Below are 18,550 nucleotides of genomic sequence, written 5' to 3'. Positions count from 1 at the left end.
TGCGTGACGATCGCCCAGGTCTTCTCGTCCGCCGCTGAACCCGGCGGACGAGAAGACCTGGGCGATCGTCACGCACGTGACCGGCATCTTCTTCAGCTTCCTGCCCTCGCTGATCGTCTTCCTGGTCTTCAAGGGGCGCGGACCGTTCCTCGAGGCGCACGCCAAGACGGCCCTCAACTTCCACCTGACGACGCTGATCGCCTACGTCGCCGGGACGATCCTGTCCTTCGTCCTCGTCGGCTTCATCGTGTTCCTGGTCGTGCCGATCCTGGTGATCGTCTTCGCGATCATCGCCTCGGTGCGCGCCAGCGCGGGCGAGTACTACACGTACCCGCTCAGCATCCCGTTCTTCAAGTAGCCGCGGCACCGGGGCGGCCGTGCGTCGCCCGCCCCGGGATCCGGCCTCAGCCGTCGGTGAGGCGGCGCACGACCGCGTCGGCCAGCAGACGGCCGCGCAGGGTCAGCACGATCAGGCCGCCGAGCGCCGCCCGGCCGTCGACGAGGCCGTCGGCGATGAGCCCCGCCACCTCGCTGCGCCGATCGGCGTCGATCGCGTCGATGGGCAGCCCGTCCGCCAGGCGCGAGCGCAGCAGCACGTCCTCCACACGCCGCGTGCCCGCGTCGAGCGTCTCCCGCCCGGCAGCGGGCGAGACCCCGGTGCTCAGCCGGTCGGCGTAGGCCGCCGGGTGCTTCACGTTCCACCAGCGCACGCCTCCGACGTGGCTGTGCGCGCCGGGACCGACGCCCCACCAGTCGTGGCCGAGCCAGTACGAGAGGTTGTGCCGGGAGCGGTGGGCTGCGTCGCGCGCCCAGTTGCTGACTTCGTACCAGGAGTACCCGGCAGCGGCCAGGCGCGCGTCGGCGAGTTCGTACATGTCGGCCGTGAGGTCGTCGTCCGGGGTCGCGACCTCGCCGCGGCGGATCTGACGGGCGAGCTTCGTGCCGTCCTCCACGATCAGGGCGTAGGCCGAGAGGTGGTCCGGCCGGTTGGCGAGCGCGGAGTCGAGCGACCGCTCCCAGTCCGCGAGGGACTCCCCCGGCGTGCCGTAGATGAGGTCGAGGCTGACCTGCAGGCCTGCCTCCCGCGCCCACTCGACCACGAGCGGGACCCGCTCCGGGTCGTGGGTGCGCTCGAGCGTGGCGAGGACGTGCGGCACGGCCGACTGCATCCCGAAGCTGACGCGGGTGAAGCCCGCCTCGGCCAGCGCGCGGAGGTAGGCGGCGTCGACGGAGTCCGGGTTCGCCTCGGTGGTGATCTCGGCGTCGGGCGCGACCCCGAAGTGGGTGCGGAGGCCGTCCAGCATCCGCACCAGGTCGCCGGCGGGCAGGAGGGTGGGCGTCCCGCCGCCGAAGAAGACCGTGCGGGCGGGGCGCCGGGGCAGGCCCGCGCGCTCGAGCACCTCGGCACCGAGAGCCATCTCGGTGATCGCCTCGTCGGCGTAGTCCTGCTGCTTCGCCCCGCGGAGCTCGGTCGCCGTGTAGGTGTTGAAGTCGCAGTACCCGCAGCGGACCCGGCAAAACGGCACGTGCACGTAGAGGCCGAGGTCGCGCTGCTCCACGCCGTCGACGACGGATGCGGGCAGTCCGCCGTCGAGCGGAGCAGGATCGGCGATCGGGAGGGCGCTCCCCACGTCAGCTGACGCGCGCCGGCAGCAGCGCGCGCAGGTACTTGGCGACCTGGCGCTTCTGCACGGCGCGCAGCACCGGCGCGCCCAGGCGGTAGAGGCGGGTGGAGGGTCGCGAGAAGACCCGGATGACGAGCCAGACCGAGTCGTCCGCGCGCTTCTCGACGACGAAGGACTCCTCGCCGCTCTCGGGGTGGCCCTCGAGGGTGCCGTAGGCGAAGCCGACCTGGTCGGGCTCGTCGACGACGTAGACCACGCGGACCGGGGCGTCGAAGACGCGGCCGAGCAGGGTCACGCGGAGCACGGCGGTCACGCCGGCGGTGATGTAGGGGGTGCCGTCGGGAGCGAAGTGCTCCTCCGTCGGCCGGCTGACGAGGTCGATCGGGGTGCCCGCGGCGTCGAAATTGACGCCGGTGTACTGCACGCCGCTGCCGCTGGTGATGTCGGTCACCTCGATGCCGCTGCCGCGCTGCACGCCCCAGGTCATCAGGGAGGCGGTGGTGATGGCGAAGCGCTCGTCGCCCGAGCCGAGACGGGCCTCGAAGCGCTCGGCCGTGAAGCCGTCCGGCGGGTACTCGAGCAGGTCGGGTGCCAGAGTGCCGCCGACCGCCGCGTAGGTGACCTGCGGCTGGCCCTCGAAGTTGGAGCGGCGGATGCTCACGTCCCGACCTTCTTCCCGGACTCCTCGAGCGCGGCGCGCGTCGAGTCCGCGTGCCGGGTGGTGCTGTCCATCCGACCCAGCGTATCCGACCGTCGGCGTCCCGAGCCGGGAACGACCGAGGGCCCTCCCCTGCCGGAGCGGGAGGAGGGCCCTCGTCGTGGTGCGGGTCGGGTCAGCTGCAGGGAGTCAGCTTCGCGACGGCGTCGGACAGGGTGCCGGTGCCGCCGAGGAGGACGACGCTCGTCGCTCCGCCGGCCTTGATGTCCTGCAGCACCTTGACCGGCACGCAGGTCGGGGGCACGGCGAAGAGGGGGCTCCCCGTAAGCCCGGCGGCCGCGGCTCCCGCCAGGGCGTCGGGGAAGTTCTCTCCGGTGGCCAGGAACACGGTCTTCGACCCGCGGGGGAAGGCCGCCCGGTTGAGCTGCTCCGAGGTGTCGTAGCGGTCGACCCCGCCGATGCGGTTGACGACCGGTCCGGCCGGCACCGTGAGGGAGTTCTGGATGCCGGCGCTGACCGACAGCTCGGATCCCGCGATGGTGAGCACCGGAGGCCGGAGCCGCGTCAGGATCCCGACAGTGGTCGGGTCGGCCGCCGGGAGGCCGCCGTTCACGAGGACGACGGGGGCGGAGTTCTTGCCCGCGGCGGCGGTGGCGCTGAGCGCGTCGGGGAACTTCTCGCCGGTCGCGAGCCAGGCCCCCTTCGGCGAGGTGCCGAAGGCGCTCTCGATGATCTTCCGCGACGTGTCGTAGCGGTCGGTGCCTCCGAGGCGGAAGACCCTCCCGTTCGCGTACTGGCCGAGGTCGGTCGCGAGGGCGTCGCTGACGCTGAGGTCGGAGCCGACGACGACGATCCGCTGGGGCTTGAGACGGGTGAGCTCGTCCCGCACGACCTGGCTCACAGAGTCGCGGTCGACCAGGAGGAGCGGGCCGCCCTGCTTCGCGGCGGCGGGACCGGCGCTGAGCGCGTCCGGGAAGTTCGCGCCGGTGGCGATGTAGACGACGGGGACGCCGGGGGTGTCGAAGGTCGCCTTCGAGATCTCGACGGCGGTGCCCTGGCGATCGGTGCCCGCGAGGCGGGTCACCGTCGGACCGTTGCCAGGGGTCGGCCCGGTGGTCGGCGGAGTCGTCGACGCGACGACCCTGAGGGGCACCCGGACGACGAAGGCGGAGCCCGCCGGCTGCTCGACACCGCGGCCGGCTCCCGTGACGCGGATGGAGGGAGCGCCCGTGAGCGAAGTGTCGCCGAAGTTCTGGTACCGGTCGTAGAAGTCCTGGTTCGGCTTCACCGCGACCGACGAGCCGTCGTCGAGGACCTTAGCGGGGGCGGTGAGCGCCGGGGTGCCGTCCGTTCCGACGGTGGCCCGGACGGAGGTGCCGAAGAAGCCGGGCACGCCCGTCTCGACGACGACGACGTCGCCGGCGCCCGCGTCGGTCAGGCTGCCGCCGCCGGCCCAGAAGACGCCGTCGTGGCGGGTCGAGCTCGGAGTGGTCGCGGACAGGTCGACCACGGCCGCGTCCTCGCCGCTCGCCGGAGCGACGGTCAGGCCGGCGGTGACGCTGAGGTCGAAGCCCGTCGTGGACTCGAGCGCCGGGGGGACGTAGGCGTCGTCCGCCTGCGGCGCCTCCGCGGTGAGGTCGAGCCTCACCGCGGGCTGCTCGAACGAGCCCACCGTGCGCTCGAGCGGGATCTCGATGGTGTTGGCGGCGGCGTCTACAGCCGAGGAGCCCGACACGAAGTCGGCATCGCTGGTGCTGAGGCGCCAGTCCACGGTCTCGTACCCCGGGTGCGACCACTCCGTGAACCCGGCGGACGCGCTCGCGGCCGGGAGCTCGACGGTGATGGTCTCCGCGTCGGAGGAGACGGACAGGCCCTTCGCGACGCCGAACTGGTCGATGTCCTTCCAGACGAAGGGCGCGGGCGACGCCTGCACCTCACGACTCGCGGCTGATGCGGGTGCGGCGGCGACGAGCGATCCCGCCGTCACCGCTGCGACGCCCAGCAGCGCCGCCCCCGATCTGATCCAGTGCTTCCTCGTGCGTGCAGAGTCCACGGGCTTCCCCCTTGATCGTGATGAGAGGGCCGACCGTCGACGCTCCAGCCCCCGAGCGGATCGTCCTCGATCCGCAGCCGCGTCCAGCGCTCGAAAGCTACCTGGGAAGTGATCGGCGCCGCAATGGCCCCTCACCGCAGGTCCCCTCTCGGGGGGTGCGCCTCCGCTGGAGGAGTCCTACTTCTTGTCCTTGGTCTCGACGTCGCCCGAGAGCGCGGCGATGAACGCCTCCTGGGGGACCTCGACGCGGCCGACCATCTTCATCCGCTTCTTGCCCTCCTTCTGCTTCTCGAGGAGCTTGCGCTTGCGGGTGATGTCGCCGCCGTAGCACTTGGCCAGGACGTCCTTGCGCATCGCGCTGATCGACTCGCGGGCGATGATCCGGGCGCCGATGGCGGCCTGGATCGGCACCTCGAACTGCTGACGCGGGATCAGCTTGCGCAGGCGCCCCGTCATCAGCACGCCGTAGGCGTAGGCCTTCTCCCGGTGCACGATCGCGCTGAACGCGTCGACCTGCTCGCCCTGCAGCAGGATGTCGACCTTCACGAGGTCGGCCTCCTGCGAGCCGGCGGGCTCGTAGTCGAGCGAGGCGTAGCCGGCGGTCTTGGACTTGAGGTTGTCGAAGAAGTCGAAGACGATCTCGCCGAGGGGCATGTGGTAGCGGATCTCGACCCGGTCCTCGCCCAGGTACTCCATGCCGATCAGGGTCCCGCGGCGGCTCTGGCAGAGCTCCATGATCGTGCCGACGTAGTCCTTCGGCGCGAGGATCGCGGCCTTGACGATCGGCTCCGTGACAGCGGCGATCTTCCCGACGGGGAACTCGCTCGGGTTCGTGACGGTGACGGTCTTCTTGTCCTCCGTCGAGACCTCGTAGATGACCGAGGGCGCCGTCGTGATGAGGTCGAGACCGAACTCGCGCTGCAGGCGCTCGGTGATGATCTCGAGGTGCAGGAGGCCGAGGAACCCGCAGCGGAAGCCGAAGCCGAGCGCCACCGACGTCTCGGGCTCGTAGACGAGCGCCGCGTCCGAGAGCTTGAGCTTGTCGAGCGCCTCGCGCAGGTCCGGGTAGTCGCTGCCGTCGATCGGGTACAGGCCCGAGAAGACCATCGGGAGCGGCTCGGTGTAGCCGGGCAGCGCCTGCGTCGCGGGCTTCGACGCCGTGGTGACGGTGTCGCCGACCTTCGACTGGCGCACGTCCTTCACACCGGTGATCAGGTAGCCCACCTCGCCGACCGCGAGACCCTGCGTCGCGACGGGCTCGGGGCTCGACACGCCGATCTCGAGGATCTCGTGCGTGGCGCGGGTCGACATCATCTGGATCTTCTCGCGCGGCGAGAGCTTGCCGTCGATCATCCGGACGTAGGTGACGACCCCGCGGTAGGCGTCGTACACGGAGTCGAAGATCATGGCGCGCGCAGGGGCGGAGGGGTCGCCGACGGGCGGCGGGATGAGCTCGGTGACGCGGTCGAGCAGCGCCTCGACGCCCATGCCGGTCTTGCCGGAGACGCGGAGGACGTCGTCCGGGTCGCCGCCGATGAGGCTCGCGAGCTCCTTCGCGTACTTCTCGGGGTCCGCGGCCGGCAGGTCGATCTTGTTCAGGACAGGGATGATCGTGAGGTCGTTCTCGAGCGCGAGGTAGAGGTTCGCGAGCGTCTGGGCCTCGATGCCCTGCGCCGCGTCGACCAGGAGGATCGCGCCCTCGCAGGCCGCCAGCGAGCGGCTGACCTCGTAGGAGAAGTCGACGTGCCCCGGAGTGTCGATCATGTTCAGGGCGAACGTGCGCCCGTCGCGCTCCCACGGCATCCGCACGGCCTGCGACTTGATCGTGATGCCGCGCTCGCGCTCGATGTCCATGCGGTCGAGGTACTGCGCGCGCATCGCCCGGTCCTCGACGACACCCGTGATGCCGAGCATCCGGTCGGCGAGGGTGGACTTGCCGTGGTCGATGTGGGCGATGATGCAGAAGTTGCGGATGGACGCCGGATCGGTCGCGGCGGGCTCGAGCCCGGAGTGTGCACGTGGAGACATCGTGGGACCAGTGTCCCATGCCCGGCGGCGGAGGCCGGGACCGGCGGCTACAGATCGAGTCCGTAGGTGCGGGTGGGCTCGACGCCGGGCGGGTTCTCCCGCTCGCCGAGGCGGACGAAGCCCATGCTCTCGTAGAGGGCGTGCGCGGTGGTCATCAGCGTGCCGCTGTTCATCACGACCCGCTGGAGGCCCCGCTCGGCGGCGAGCATCACGACGAACTCGGTGAGCAGCCGCCCGAGACCCCGCCCGCGTGCCTCCGGGGCGACGGCGAGCAGCCGCCAGTCCAGCTCGCCGGGGCGGCCGAGCTCGTACAGGTTCGCGCCCGGGCGCGCAGTGGTGACCGTCGCGAGGATCCGCCCGTCGCCCTCGACGGCGACCCAGACCTCGCCCTCGACGTCGTGCCGGGCGACCGCGGCGACGTCGGCGGCGTACTCCTCCCCCAGCTCGTAGTCGTGGGCGTAGGCGGCGAGCCGCAGGCGCGAGACCTCGTCGTACTCCTGGGCCCGGACGCGCCGGACCAGCACCTCGGCGGCGCTCATCCGCGCACCGGGGCCGGGAGGGCGCGCAGCCCGTGCTCGAGCGCGGCGGGATCCGCGGCGAGGCAGACGCGGATCCAGCCCTCGCCGGTGCGGCCGAAGGCGCTGCCGGGTGCGACGGCGACGAGGGTCTCGAGGAGGAAGGACTCGACCCACGAGGCGACGTCCCCTCCGGTCGCGTGCGCCATGTCGATCCACAGGTAGAACGCGCCCTCGGGCTCGCGGTAGGCGATCCCCCGCTCGTCGAGCACGCCCGTCGCGAGCCGCAGGTTGGCGAGGTAGTGGTCGGAGGCGGCGGCCACCGCGTCCTGCGGCCCGGTCAGAGCGGCGAGGGCGGCGCGCTGGTCCGGAGTGGCGACGCAGCTGATCGCCGCCTCCTGCACCGTGACCATGATCGACGTGAAGCCGGGAGGCGTCACGAGGTAGCCGACGCGGACGCCGGTCATCGCGTAGGTCTTCGAGAAGGAGAAGACGCTGAGGACGCGGTCGGCGTCGTCCCCGCGCTCCTGCGCGATCGCCGCGAGGCTCACGTGCGGGCGCCCGTAGGTGAAGTACTCGTAGACCTCGTCGCTGAGCACCCACAGGTCGTGGCGCCGGGCGATGTCGAGCAGGCGCTCGAGGACCTCCCTCGGGAACACCACGCCGAGCGGGTTGGACGGGCTGTTGACGATCAGGACGCGGGTCCGGTCGGTGATCAGGCGCTCGACTTCCTCGGGATCGGGGAGGAAGGCGTTCTCGGCGCGCAGCGTGTACGGCACGGGGACGGCGCCGATGGTCCGCGCGTTGGTGGTGAAGACGGTGTAGCCCGGGTCGGGGATGAGCACCTCGTCGCCGGGCCCGAGCAGGAGCGTCATCGCCTGGTGCAGCGCCTGCGTGGCGCCGACGGTCACCCACACCTGCTCGACGTCGGCCTCGATGCCGTTGTCACGCGCCAGCTTCTCCACGATGGCCCGCCGGAGCTCGGGGACGCCGCCGTTGGGCCCGTAGCGGGTGTCGTCGGCCGCCCACGCCGCCCGAGCCGCCTCGATGATGTGCGGCGCGGTCGGCACGTCGGGCTCGCCCACCGCGAGGAGGGTGACTCCATCGAGCCGCAGCGCGATCTCGAACAGGTGGCGGATGCCCGAGGGCGGCACCGCGGAGAGGTGATCGGCGAGACGGGGCACCGGCGTCACGTTACCGGCGGGCCCGGACCGCGAGACGCCACGGCGGTCCGCCTCCCCCGGCGTGTCGCCCCGGCGGCCCCGACCCGGACGGCGCCGCACCCGCGGGCGCGGCGCGGTTGAAGGGTGACGACGGGTGCGCTAAAGTTCCTTGTTGGCTTGCGCTCCCCCTCCGGACACCCGGCAGGCGTGGAGTGATCAGAAGCCGGCGACCTCCAGTCGCACCGCAGGGCGTTCAGACCCCCGCGGAAGGGGCACTCCGTCGAGTAGCCGGCTGCACACACGCACATCCGAGAAGAAGGTAATCCACGTGGCAAACATCAAGTCGCAGATCAAGCGCAACCTCACCAACAAGAAGGCGAACGAGCGCAACAAGGCCGTCAAGAGCGAGCTGAAGACCGCCATCCGCTCGGTCCACACCGCCATCGCCGCCGGCGACACCGAGAAGGCCGGCACCGCCCTCGCCTTCGCCGCCAAGAAGCTCGACAAGGCCGCCAGCAAGGGCGTCATCCACAAGAACCAGGCCGCGAACCGCAAGTCGGCCATCGCGAAGCAGGTCGCCGCGCTGTAGTACTGCGCGAAGCTGCAACGACGAAGGGTCCGGCCTCTGGCCGGGCCCTTCGTCGTTTCCGCTTCGCGGTCGACGGGCTCCTCGTGCCTCGTCGCCCGTCGCGCAGTCGGCTTCCGCGCTTGGTTGCGGTGGGAGGAGCGGGTTTCGTTCCGGGTACGACGATCCGCTCGCACGCGGATCGCCGGTGACCCTACGAAGGCATCGTCCGGCTCTCGATCGGCTGCGGCCCGGTCGGCTACCGCGGAGGGTCGCGGGGGGAGGCGCGGAGAGCGTTTCGGGGTACGACGATCCGCTGACACGCGGATCGCCGGTGAGCTGTGCCGTCTTCGACGGGCTCCTCGTTCCTCGTCGGCCGTCGCGCGGTCGGCATGCAGGGGTGGTCGCGGTGGGAGAAGCGGGAAGCGCTCCGGGTACGACGATCCGCTCGCACGCGGATCGCCGGTGACCCGCACCGATCTCGACGAGCTCCTCGTGCCTCGTCGCCCGTCGCGCAGTCGGCTTCCGCGCATGGTTGCGGTGGGAGGAGCGGGTTCCGTTCCGGGTACGACGATCCGCTGACACGCGGGTCGCCGGTGACCCTGCGAGGTCGTTGTCCGACTCTTCGTCGGCCGCGGTGCGAGCCTGCGAGCGGAGGTGAACCCTTCGCTGCTGGTCGAGCAGCCGCGGAGCGGCGTATCGAGACCCGCCGGGGACGAGGTCGGTGCGGATCGCGGGAGCAGGGCCTTTCGGGCGGGTCAGAGGCCCCGGGCGGAGACGACGGAGACCATGCGCTCGAGGGCGTAGACGGGGTCGCGGGTGGCGCCCTTCACGTTCGCGTCGGCGTCGGCGACCGTCAGGATCGCGGTGCCGAGGCCCTCGCCGGTCCAGCCCTGCAGGTCGCGCCGGGCCCGGTCCACCTGCCACGGAGCGAGGCCCAGACGCGAGGCGACCTGGCCCGAGCCCTCGCGCGAGCCGGCGACCTTCGCCATGGTCCGCAGCTTGCTCGCGAACGCGGCGACGATCGGTACCGGGTCGGCACCGGAGGCGAGGGCGTGGCGGAGCCCGAGCAGCGCCTCGCCGTGACGGCCCGCGATCGCCGAGTCGGCGACGGTGAAGGCCGTGGTCTCGACGCGGCCGCCGTAGTACTTCGCGACGGTCGCCTCGGTGATCTCGCCGGTGACGTCGGACAGCAGCTGCTGGCACGCCGACGCGAGCTCGTCGAGGTCGTCGGAGAAGGCAGACACCAGGGCTCGGACGGCACCGGTGGTCGCCGTGCGGCCGGCGGTGCGGAACTCGGCGATCGCGAAGTCGACCTTGTCGCTCTCGCGCTTGAGCTCGGCGCAGACGATCTCGATGCCGCCGCCCGTGCCCGAGCGGATGGCGTCGAGGAGCTTCTTGCCCCGGTTACCGCCGCCGTGGCGGAGCACCAGGGTCGCCCCGTCCGCGGGCGCCGAGAGGTAGTCGAGGGTCTCGAGGAGGAACGCGTCCGTGCACTTCTCGACGTTCGAGACGCGGATGAAGCGGGGCTCATCGAAGAGGGACGGGCTCGCGAGCGTCAGCAGCTCCCCCGGCGCGTAGCCGCCGGCGTCGATGTCGCTGACCTCGAGGCTCGGATCCTCGGCCCGGAGGAACTCACGGAGGAAGCGCAGCGCGCGGTCGGCGAGGAACTGCTCCGGGCCGGTGATCAGCACGATCGGCGCCGGCCGGGTCTGGTTCCAGGCGAGCTGCGGGATCGCCGCCTTCGAGGGCGCTGCCTTCGCGCGCGCCGGGGCCCTGCCTGCCATGCCGTGTCCTTCCGTGCCGCGCCCGTCCGAGCGCCCTCCACCCTACGGCCCGCTCACGGCGCCCCGAGGCCGCCGCGGGAGCCGTCGCGCCGCTCACCCAGACCGCGATCCCGTCGCTGCGGGACGCGAGCACGACCGTACCCTCGACATCCGACCTCAGCGCCTCGACCCCGCGCTCGGCCAGCAGAGCGAGGAGCGACGGATTCGGATGACCGTAGTCGTTCTCCGCCCCGACGGAGATCAGCCCGACGCTCGCGCCGAGCGCGTCGTAGAGGGCGGGCGACTGGTCGGCGGAGCCGTGATGCGCGACCTTGACGACGTCGACCCGGCCGACCGGCAGCCGGGAGACGCGCCCCTGCTCCTGCTCGCCGAGGTCGCCCAGGAGCGCGACGGAGAGCGGGCCGCCGCGGGCGTCCGGGCCGATGTCGACCCGGAGGGTCACGCTCGCCTCGTTCCCCCGCAGCGCGCTCCGCCGCTCCGGCCACTCGACCCGCCAGCGCAGCGAGCCGAGCGCGCCGCTGTCGCCGCGGACCGCCTCCTGCACGGCGACCCCCGCGCCGGTGAGCGCCGCCCGGTCGCGCTCGTCGTCGCGGCCCGCGGCGGGCCCGACGAGCGCGGCGTCGGTCCGTCCGAGGACGGCCTGGAGCCCGCCGACGTGGTCGAGGTCGTAGTGAGTGAGCACCAGCAGCGGGATCCGGTCCACTCCCATCAGGCGGAGGCAGGCCTCGAGCGGTGCGGGCTCGGGCCCCGTGTCGACGAGCAGCACGCCCGCGTCTCCGCGGAGGAGGACCGCGTCGCCCTGCCCGACGTCGCACATCGCGACACGCCAGTCCTCGGGAACCGAGGCGGCGCGGAGGAGCGGCGTGGCGACGGTGGTGCCGCCGGCGGCGGCGATCGCGCACGCCAGCCCGACGGCGGCGACCCGGCGCACCCGCGCGAGCCGCGGCGACTGCGTGACCAGCACGAGGGCGAGCAGGGTCAGCACGGTGAGCGTGAGCGCTCCTCCTACTCCGGGCCACCAGGCGATCCTCGGGGCGGGCCACGAGTCGACGGCGCGGGCGATCGAGGCGATCCACCAGGCGGGGACGGCGGCGAGCCGGATCGCAGCGTCGGCGGCTCCGGGCCACCAGGGGGCGAGCAGGCAGCCGATGAGCCCGAGCCCGGTCGCGGCGGGTGCCGCGGGCTCGGCGAGCAGGTTGGCGAGCACTCCGTACACCGGCACCGACGGGTCCACGAGCAGCAGCACGGGCTGGCAGGCGAGCTGCGCCGCGGTCGGCACCGCGAGCAGCAGGGCGAGAGGCCGGGGCAGCACTCGACCGAGAGCGCCCGCGATCGGCTCGGCGAGCAGCAGGAGTCCGGCGGTGGCGAGGACGGACAGCACGAAGCCGAGCCTCCCCGCGATCGAGGGGTCGGCGGCCACGAGCACGACGACGGTCGCGAGCAGGGCGGGCACGGCCGCTCCGGAGCGACGCCCGAGCCGCGCGAGGAGGACCACCGTCGCCATCACGGCGGCCCGCACCACGCTCGGCTCGGGGGTCACCAGCACCACGAAGCCGGCGAGCAGGGCGAGGGCGGCGACGGTCCGGAGGCGGCGCCCGGCGCCGAGGAGCGCCGCGATCGTCCAGCCGGCGACCACCACCACGGCGCAGTTGGCGCCCGAGACGGCGGTCAGGTGGGTGAGCGACGCGGTGCGCATCGCCTCCTCGAGCCCCGCGTCGAGCGCGGACGTGTCGCCGGTCGCGAGGCCCGGCAGCAGCCCCGCCACGTCGCCGCCGACCAGCGCCGCGCGTTCGAGGAAGCGCGAGCGCAGCACCTCCGCGACGGCCGCCGCTCCCCCGGGACCGCGCCGGTCCTGAACGGACGCCGCCCTCAGCATCGTCGCCTCGCCGACAGACGCCTCCTGCGCCGCAGCACGCGCCTCCAGGTCGAGCTCGGCGCCCACGGGCAGACGACCGCCGGGATCGGCGAGCAGCACGCGGACGGGGGCCGCGGTCGACGCGTCTCCTACCCGCAGCGCCGTCGCGTCGAACCACACTCCCCCGGTCGCGAGCGGTCGGGCACCCGTGTCGACGCGCACGGTGACCGGAGTGAGGGCGCGATCCTCCTGGGCCTCCCGCAGCGACGCCGGGTGGCCACCGGGCGCCGCAGCGACGACGGAGGTGAGGGCCAGGACGGCACCCGCGCCCGCGACGAGCACCGCTCCGACCAGCCGCCCGCCGAGACCGCGCCGGAGCAGGACGCACGCCGCCCCGAGGAGCACCCAGCCCGCGGCGCACCACGAGAGGCCCCCGTCGAGCACTGCCGCGACCGGCAGCATCCCGGCCGCCCACGCGGTGGTCCACGCGGCCGCCGCTGCCGGCAGGAGCCGCAGGTCCGCCGCCCGCACGCTCCTCACGGCGCGACCTGGTCGCGGAACGCGGCGAGCGTCTTCTCGCCGATCCCGGGGACCTCGAGCAGCTGATCGACGGAGGAGAACGGGCCGTTCGCCTCCCGGTGGGCGACGATCTTCTTCGCGGTCGCCGGGCCGATCTCGGGCAGCTCCTCCAGCTGGGCGGCCGTCGCCGTGCTCAGGCTCAGCACGGATCCGGCGGCGGCGGCCCCTCCCGGAGCGGATCCGCCCGGAGCCGCTCCCGCCGCGGCCGGCGCCGCTCCCACGGCCGGCACGACGATCTGCTCGCCGTCGACGAGCCTCCGGGCCAGGTTGACCGCCGCGCGCTCCGCCGACTCCTGGAACCCTCCGGCGGCGGCGACCGCGTCCGCCACCCGCGCCTCCGGCGACAGGACATACAGCCCCGGAGAGGCGACCTCCCCGGCCACGTGCACGTACAGCGACTCGACCACCGCAGCAGCGGGCACGCTCGTCGACACGGCGGGCTCCAGGACCCGCTCATGACCGCTCGACCGTGCTCCCGCGAGCAGCACCGCGACCACCGCGGCGCCGATGACGAGCACGACCGCCGCTCCCACTCCCACGCGCCAGCGCGGGCGGGCGCGCCGAGGCCGCAGCAGCGCCGTCAGCTGCTCGTCGTCCGTCCCGCTGGTCTCTGGCATCCGCCGACGGTAGGACCCACGTCCCCGCCCGGAGCGGCCGCCGACGCCGATCCGGGGAGAGCCCGCCGGATCGCCTCCCTGTGGAGGAAAGGGCAGCACCGGCGCAGGACGCACGACGGGGCCCCTCCCGCGAGAGGAGGAGCCCCGTCGGGACGGATCGGCGGCTAGACCGCCTTCGTCACCAGGTTCACCAGGCGCGGCGCCCGCACGATCGCCTTCACGACCTCGCGGCCGACGAGAGCCCGGGCGACGCCGGCCGTGGCCCGCGCCTTCTCCTCGAGCTCGTCGGAGGAGATCTTCGGCGAGACCTCGAGCCGGTCGCGGACCTTGCCGTCGACCTGCAGGATCGCCGTGACCTTCTCCTCGACCAGCAGCGACGGGTCGGCCTTGCGCCACAGCGCGTGCGCGACGGTGCCCTCGTAGCCCAGACGGTGCCACATGTCCTCGGCCGTGTACGGCGCGAACAGGTTGAGAGCCATCGCGACCACCTCGACCGCCTCGCGGACCGCGGGGTCCCCGGCCCCGGCGCCCGAGTCGACGACCTTGCGGGTCGCGTTGACGAGCTCCATCAGCCGCGCGACCACGACGTTGAACTTGAACGCCTCGATCAGCGACGGGGACTCCGCGAGGAAGCGGTGGGTCTGGCGGCGCAGAGCCGCGTCGCCCGACTTCCACTCGACGTCGGGCCTCGAGGTGACGTCCTTCGCCAGGCGCCAGGCGCGGGCGAGGAACTTCGCGCTGCCGCCGGGCGAGACGTCGGCCCAGTCGATGTCGTCCTCGGGTGGGCCGGCGAACGCCATCGTCAGGCGCACGGCGTCGACGCCGAACTCGTCCAGCTGGTCCGAGAGGCGGACGATGTTGCCCTTCGACTTCGACATCGCTGCGCCGTCCATCTGCACCATGCCCTGGTTGAGCAGCGCCGTGAACGGCTCCGTGAACGACACGTAGCCCAGGTCGAACAGCACCTTGGTGATGAAGCGCGCGTACAGCAGGTGCAGGATCGCGTGCGTCACCCCTCCGACGTACTGGTCGACGGGCGCCCACTTCTCGGCGAGCTTCGGATCGAAGGCCTGCGTGTCGTCCTTCGGCGAGAGGAAGCGGAGGAAGTACCACGAGGAGTCGACGAAGGTGTCCATCGTGTCCGGGTCGCGGCGCGCGGGCGAGCCGTCCACCGGGTGCGGCACGTTCACCCAGTCCTCCGCCGCTCCGAGCGGCGACGAGCCCTTCGGCTGCAGGTCGAGGCCGTCGGTGGAGGGCAGGACGACGGGCAGCTGGTCCTCGGGCACCGGCACGAGCTCGCCGTCGGCTCCGTGGATGATCGGGATGGGGGTGCCCCAGTAGCGCTGACGCGAGATCAGCCAGTCGCGCAGGCGGTAGTTCTTGGCCGAGCGGCCGCGGCCGCGCTCCTCGAGCATCCTGATGACGCGCTCGATGGCGGTGCGCTTGGAGAGCCCGTCGAGCGGCCCGGAGTTGATCAGGCGGCCGTCACCGGTCAGCGCCTCACCGGTCGTGGCGGGGTCGAGCGAGTACTCCTTCTCGAGCGCGGCCAGCTCCTCCGGGTCCTCCGGGATGACCGGGATCGCCCCGGTGACGGACGCGTTGGTGTCGACGACCACGCGCACGGGCAGGTCGAAGGCGCGGGCGAAGTCGAGGTCGCGCTGGTCGTGCGCGGGCACGGCCATGACGGCTCCGTGGCCGTAGTCGGAGAGGACGTAGTCGGCGGCCCAGATCGGCAGCCGCTCGCCGTTCACGGGGTTCACCGCGTAGCGGCCGAGGAACACGCCGGTCTTGGGGCGGTCGGCGGTCAGGCGCTCGATCTCGCTCGACTTCTGCACCGTCTCGAGGTAGCTGCGGAACGCGTCGCGGATCGCGGGCTCGGAGCCCTCGACCAGCTCGGAGGCGAGGTCGGAGTCGGGCGCGACGACCATGAAGGTCGCCCCGTAGAGCGTGTCGGGGCGCGTGGTGAAGACGGTGACGCGCTCGTCGCGGCCCTCGATCTCGAACTCGACGTCGGCGCCGATGGAGCGGCCGATCCAGTTGCGCTGCATGGCGATGACCTTCGACGGCCAGGAGCCCTCGAGCTGGTTCAGGTCGTCGAGCAGGCGGTCGGCATAGTCGGTGATCTTGAAGTACCACTGCGTGAGCTTCTTCTTGACCACGACCGCGCCGGAGCGCTCGGAGGTGCCGTCCGCCAGGACCTGCTCGTTCGCCAGGACCGTCTGGTCCACCGGGTCCCAGTTGACCCAGCTGTCCTTGCGGTAGGCGAGGCCCTTCTCGTACATCTTGAGGAACAGCCACTGGTTCCACTTGTAGTACTCGGGGTCGGAGGTGTGCAGCACGCGGTCCCAGTCGAAGGACGCGGCGTAGCGCTTCATCGAGCGCTTCTGCTGCTCGATGTTGTCGTAGGTCCAGGTGACCGGGTTCAGCCCGCGCTTGATCGCGGCGTTCTCGGCGGGCAGGCCGAAGCTGTCCCAGCCGATCGGGTGGAGGACGTTGAAGCCCTGCTGGCGCCAGTAGCGCGCGATCACGTCTCCGAGCGCGTACGCCTCGGCGTGGCCCATGTGCAGGTCGCCCGAGGGGTACGGGAACATGTCGAGCACGTACTTGCGGGGGCGCTTGTCGTCGGGGTCGTCCGTCGCGAACGGGCGCGTCTCCTCCCAGATCGGGAGCCACTTCTCCTGGAGCGCTCGGAAGTCGTAGCGCTCCTCGTCGCTCGCGCCGGTCTGCCGGGAGGTGTCTTCTGCCACAGGTGCTTCTCACTTCTGAAGGAGGGGGAGAACGCGCACGCGTGGGCGGCTGCGTTCGACCATCAACCCTACTGGCCCCGCGCGCACGGCAGACGAACGCGGCGCCCGCTCACTCCTCGGCGGCGCCCAGCACCGCGAGGAGCGCCCGCGCCTTCAGCCGCGTCTCCTCGACCTCCTCCTCCGGCACCGAGAGCGCGGTGATGCCGCCGCCGGTCCCCAGGCGGGCGCGCTCGCCGTCGAGCACGAGGGTGCGGATGGTCATCGCGAGGTCCAGCGAGCCGTCCGAGCCCAGGCGGCCGAAGGCGCCGGAGTAGACGCCGCGGGGACCGCCCTCCCACTCCCGCAGCAGCTCCACCGCCCGGCGCTTGGGCGCTCCCGTCATCGAGCCGGCCGGGAAGAGGGCCGCGATCAGCTCGGCGATCCCGACGCCCGGCGCCCGGCGGGCCGAGACCTCGCTGACCAGCTGGTGGACGTGCGGGTAGCTCTCCACCTCGAGCAGGCGGTCGACGACGACGGAGCCGGGGGCGGCGATCCGGGCGAGGTCGTTGCGGACGAGGTCCACGATCATCACGTTCTCGGCCCGCTCCTTCACGCTCGACACGAGCTCGTCCCGGAGCGCGCGGTCCTCGTCGGCGTCCCGGCCCCGGGGGCGCGTGCCCTTGATGGGATGCGTGGCGACGCGTCCATCGGCCCCGCCGGTGAGGAACCGCTCGGGCGAGGCGCTGACGAGCGCGAGCGGGCCGAGGCGGATCAGCCCGCCGTGATGGCTCGGGCTGGAGCGGCGGAGGCGACGGTACGCCTCGACCGGATCGAACCGGCCCTCGACGACGATCTCGTCGGTGAGGCAGAGCTGGTAGGCGTCCCCCGCGCGGATGGCCTCCTGGCAGCGGCCGATCAGCGCCGTGTACTCGGCGGCGGAGTGGCGGCGGACCGGGTCGCCGGCGGGCTCGGGATCCGCGGGGTCCGCGGGTGCGGGCGCGCCGACGAGCTCGAGCAGGCGCGCGGTGAGCTCCTGCACGTCTCCCGTGGCGACCAGGCGGACGGTCCGGGTGCCGTGGTCGAACTCGAGCACGGGGTCGCCCCGGAGCAGGGCGAGGGCCGGCGGATCCGCGGGGCCGGTCGGCGCCGAGGGCAGGGAGACGGAGGCGGCTCCCGCCTCGTAGGAGATCCAGCCGTAGCGGCCGAGCGCGCGGTCGCCCGCGGGGGCCTCGTCGTCGACCGCGGCGAGCGCCGCCGCCACGTCGCCGCCGGCCTCGACGAGGAGCACGTCCCCGCGGGCGCACGCGCCGAGGTAGGAGCGGCCGCTCGTCGCTCCGAGGCCCGAGTCGAGCCAGAACGACGCCTCGGCCGTGGCGAACAGGGCGTGGTGCGCGAGCTCCGGATCGACCCAGGGCAGCTCGACCGAGCGGACGTGCCGATCCTCCGAGACCACTGGGCTAGCGTAGGCGGTCGTGGACGGCGAGCAGGTTCGGGAGTGGGACGGGCGGGCCCTGACGACCGTTCCCGCGCCGCCCGGCACGTCCCTGGACGCCGCCGACTCCTGGCTGGTGGACGAGGGCCGGGTCCGCGGGCTCGACCTGCACCGCGAGCGGTTCGCCGCCTCCGTCGCTTCGGCGGGCGGGCACCCGGACGTCGAGCCTTTCCTCCACGCCGCGATCGCCGCCCTGCCCCGCGAGGGCCGCTCCTTCCCCCGCGTCGAGCTCTCGGGAGGCTCCCTGCGGCTCCGGCTGCGACCCGCCCCGCCGACGACCCGCTCCGTGGTGCTGTGGACGAGCCCCGTGGATCCGCGCCGGACACCATCCTGGAAGGGGCCGGACGTCGCGCGTCTGGCCCTCCTGCGCACGCGCGCGCACGCCGCGGGAGCGGACGAGGCCGTGCTGCTCGACGCCGACGGCGCCGTCATCGACGGAGCGAGCAGCGCGATCCTGTGGTGGCTGGGCGACGCGCTGGTCGTCCCTCCGGCGACGAGCACGCGCGTGCGCAGCGTGACGGCTCGCACGGTCTCGGTGCTCGCCGGCGCGCTCGGCGTGGACGTGATCGAGGCCCCGGCCGAGCCGGAGTCGCTGGAGGGCCGTGAGGTCTGGACGGCCAACGCCCTGCACGGTCTCCGGCTGGCGACCGCCTGGGTGGACGGACCGGCGCTCGCCGCGGAGCCGGGCCGCCTGGACGCCTGGCGGAAGCGGCTGGACGCTCTCAGGCGGCCTCTCCCGGCGCTCTGACCCGCGGAGGACCTCAGCTCCCGCGCGTCCCCCAGACGGAGGGCCCCCGTTCCGGTCGCACTCGTGCGTCCGCCGTGCGAGCATCGAGTACCCCCTCTTCCGGCCCCCGCCGGCCACTCGAGAAAGTCCTGCGATGACG

At 73.0% G+C, this 18,550-nt stretch carries 14 protein-coding genes; 3 read left to right on the top strand and 11 right to left on the bottom strand.

What is annotated here, in order from left to right:
• Positions 1-34: 34 nt before the first annotated feature.
• On the top strand, positions 35-358 hold the full coding sequence (locus C5C50_RS12805; protein WP_104248218.1) for a DUF4870 domain-containing protein: 324 nt from the start codon (positions 35-37) through the stop codon (positions 356-358).
• 46 nt (positions 359-404) lie between these two features.
• Here C5C50_RS12805 and hemW read toward each other — a convergent pair whose 3' ends face one another.
• The 6 genes from hemW to C5C50_RS12775 all read right to left on the bottom strand — a co-directional run bounded on the left by hemW (position 405) and on the right by C5C50_RS12775 (position 8,063).
• Positions 405-1,631, bottom strand: a complete 1,227-nt coding sequence (gene hemW / locus C5C50_RS12800; protein ID WP_104267979.1) for a radical SAM family heme chaperone HemW — start codon at positions 1,629-1,631, stop codon at positions 405-407.
• Position 1,632: 1 nt separating this feature from the next.
• On the bottom strand, positions 1,633-2,286 hold the full coding sequence (locus C5C50_RS12795) for a DUF1990 family protein (RefSeq protein WP_244229440.1): 654 nt from the start codon (positions 2,284-2,286) through the stop codon (positions 1,633-1,635).
• Between the two features lie 172 nt (positions 2,287-2,458).
• Entirely contained in the window at positions 2,459-4,336 is a 1,878-nt protein-coding gene (locus tag C5C50_RS12790) for a cell wall-binding repeat-containing protein (protein ID WP_146085897.1), read from the bottom strand.
• A 177-nt stretch (positions 4,337-4,513) separates the two neighbouring features.
• Complete coding sequence (gene lepA, locus C5C50_RS12785; RefSeq protein ID WP_104223127.1) at positions 4,514-6,364, bottom strand: translation elongation factor 4; 1,851 nt, start codon at positions 6,362-6,364, stop codon at positions 4,514-4,516.
• Between the two features lie 47 nt (positions 6,365-6,411).
• Positions 6,412-6,903, bottom strand: coding sequence for a GNAT family N-acetyltransferase (locus C5C50_RS12780; protein ID WP_104223126.1), 492 nt, complete (start codon positions 6,901-6,903; stop codon positions 6,412-6,414).
• A complete protein-coding gene (locus tag C5C50_RS12775) occupies positions 6,900-8,063 on the bottom strand; it encodes a pyridoxal phosphate-dependent aminotransferase (protein WP_104248213.1) in 1,164 nt (387 codons plus the stop codon). The genes C5C50_RS12780 and C5C50_RS12775 overlap by 4 nt, the downstream gene beginning before the upstream one ends.
• A gap of 307 nt (positions 8,064-8,370) precedes the next feature.
• Here C5C50_RS12775 and rpsT point away from each other — a divergent pair, with 307 nt between their 5' ends.
• Positions 8,371-8,631, top strand: a complete 261-nt coding sequence (gene rpsT / locus C5C50_RS12770) for a 30S ribosomal protein S20 (protein WP_097165711.1) — start codon at positions 8,371-8,373, stop codon at positions 8,629-8,631.
• Between the two features lie 734 nt (positions 8,632-9,365).
• Here rpsT and holA read toward each other — a convergent pair.
• From holA to pabB, 5 genes are all read right to left on the bottom strand, one after another.
• The gene (holA, locus tag C5C50_RS17370; protein WP_258065692.1) at positions 9,366-10,343 is read right to left on the bottom strand and encodes a DNA polymerase III subunit delta; all 978 of its coding nucleotides are present in this window, start codon (positions 10,341-10,343) and stop codon (positions 9,366-9,368) included.
• A complete protein-coding gene (locus tag C5C50_RS12760) occupies positions 10,243-12,789 on the bottom strand; it encodes a ComEC/Rec2 family competence protein (RefSeq protein WP_146085896.1) in 2,547 nt (848 codons plus the stop codon). The genes holA and C5C50_RS12760 overlap by 101 nt, the downstream gene beginning before the upstream one ends.
• The gene (locus tag C5C50_RS12755; RefSeq protein ID WP_104273595.1) at positions 12,786-13,445 is read right to left on the bottom strand and encodes a ComEA family DNA-binding protein; all 660 of its coding nucleotides are present in this window, start codon (positions 13,443-13,445) and stop codon (positions 12,786-12,788) included. Before C5C50_RS12755 ends, C5C50_RS12760 begins: the two co-directional genes overlap by 4 nt.
• 164 nt (positions 13,446-13,609) lie before the next feature.
• Entirely contained in the window at positions 13,610-16,192 is a 2,583-nt protein-coding gene (leuS, locus tag C5C50_RS12750) for a leucine--tRNA ligase (protein ID WP_104225642.1), read from the bottom strand.
• 109 nt (positions 16,193-16,301) lie between these two features.
• Positions 16,302-17,624 carry an aminodeoxychorismate synthase component I gene (gene pabB, locus C5C50_RS12745; RefSeq protein ID WP_104273594.1) on the bottom strand — a complete coding sequence of 441 codons (1,323 nt, stop codon included), beginning with the start codon at positions 17,622-17,624 and terminating at the stop codon, positions 16,302-16,304.
• Positions 17,625-17,643: 19 nt separating this feature from the next.
• Here pabB and C5C50_RS12740 point away from each other — a divergent pair, with 19 nt between their 5' ends.
• Positions 17,644-18,411 (top strand): aminotransferase class IV, encoded by a 768-nt coding sequence (locus C5C50_RS12740; RefSeq protein ID WP_104273593.1) that lies wholly within the window; start codon positions 17,644-17,646, stop codon positions 18,409-18,411.
• Positions 18,412-18,550 lie beyond the last annotated feature (139 nt).

Origin of the sequence: Rathayibacter sp. AY1D9 (assembly GCF_002932395.1) — a bacterium.
Taxonomy (GTDB): Bacteria; Actinomycetota; Actinomycetes; order Actinomycetales; family Microbacteriaceae; genus Rathayibacter.
This window is presented reverse-complemented; position numbering and strand designations above follow the sequence as displayed.

Bases quoted from the DNA above. Each gene is read 5' to 3' on its own strand.
- C5C50_RS12780 (WP_104223126.1), bottom strand. From the start codon at position 6,903: ATGAGCGCCGCCGAGGTGCTGGTCCGGCGCGTCCGGGCCCAGGAGTAC.
- C5C50_RS12755 (WP_104273595.1), bottom strand. From the start codon at position 13,445: ATGCCAGAGACCAGCGGGACGGACGACGAGCAGCTGACGGCGCTGCTG.
- lepA (WP_104223127.1), bottom strand. From the start codon at position 6,364: ATGTCTCCACGTGCACACTCCGGGCTCGAGCCCGCCGCGACCGATCCG.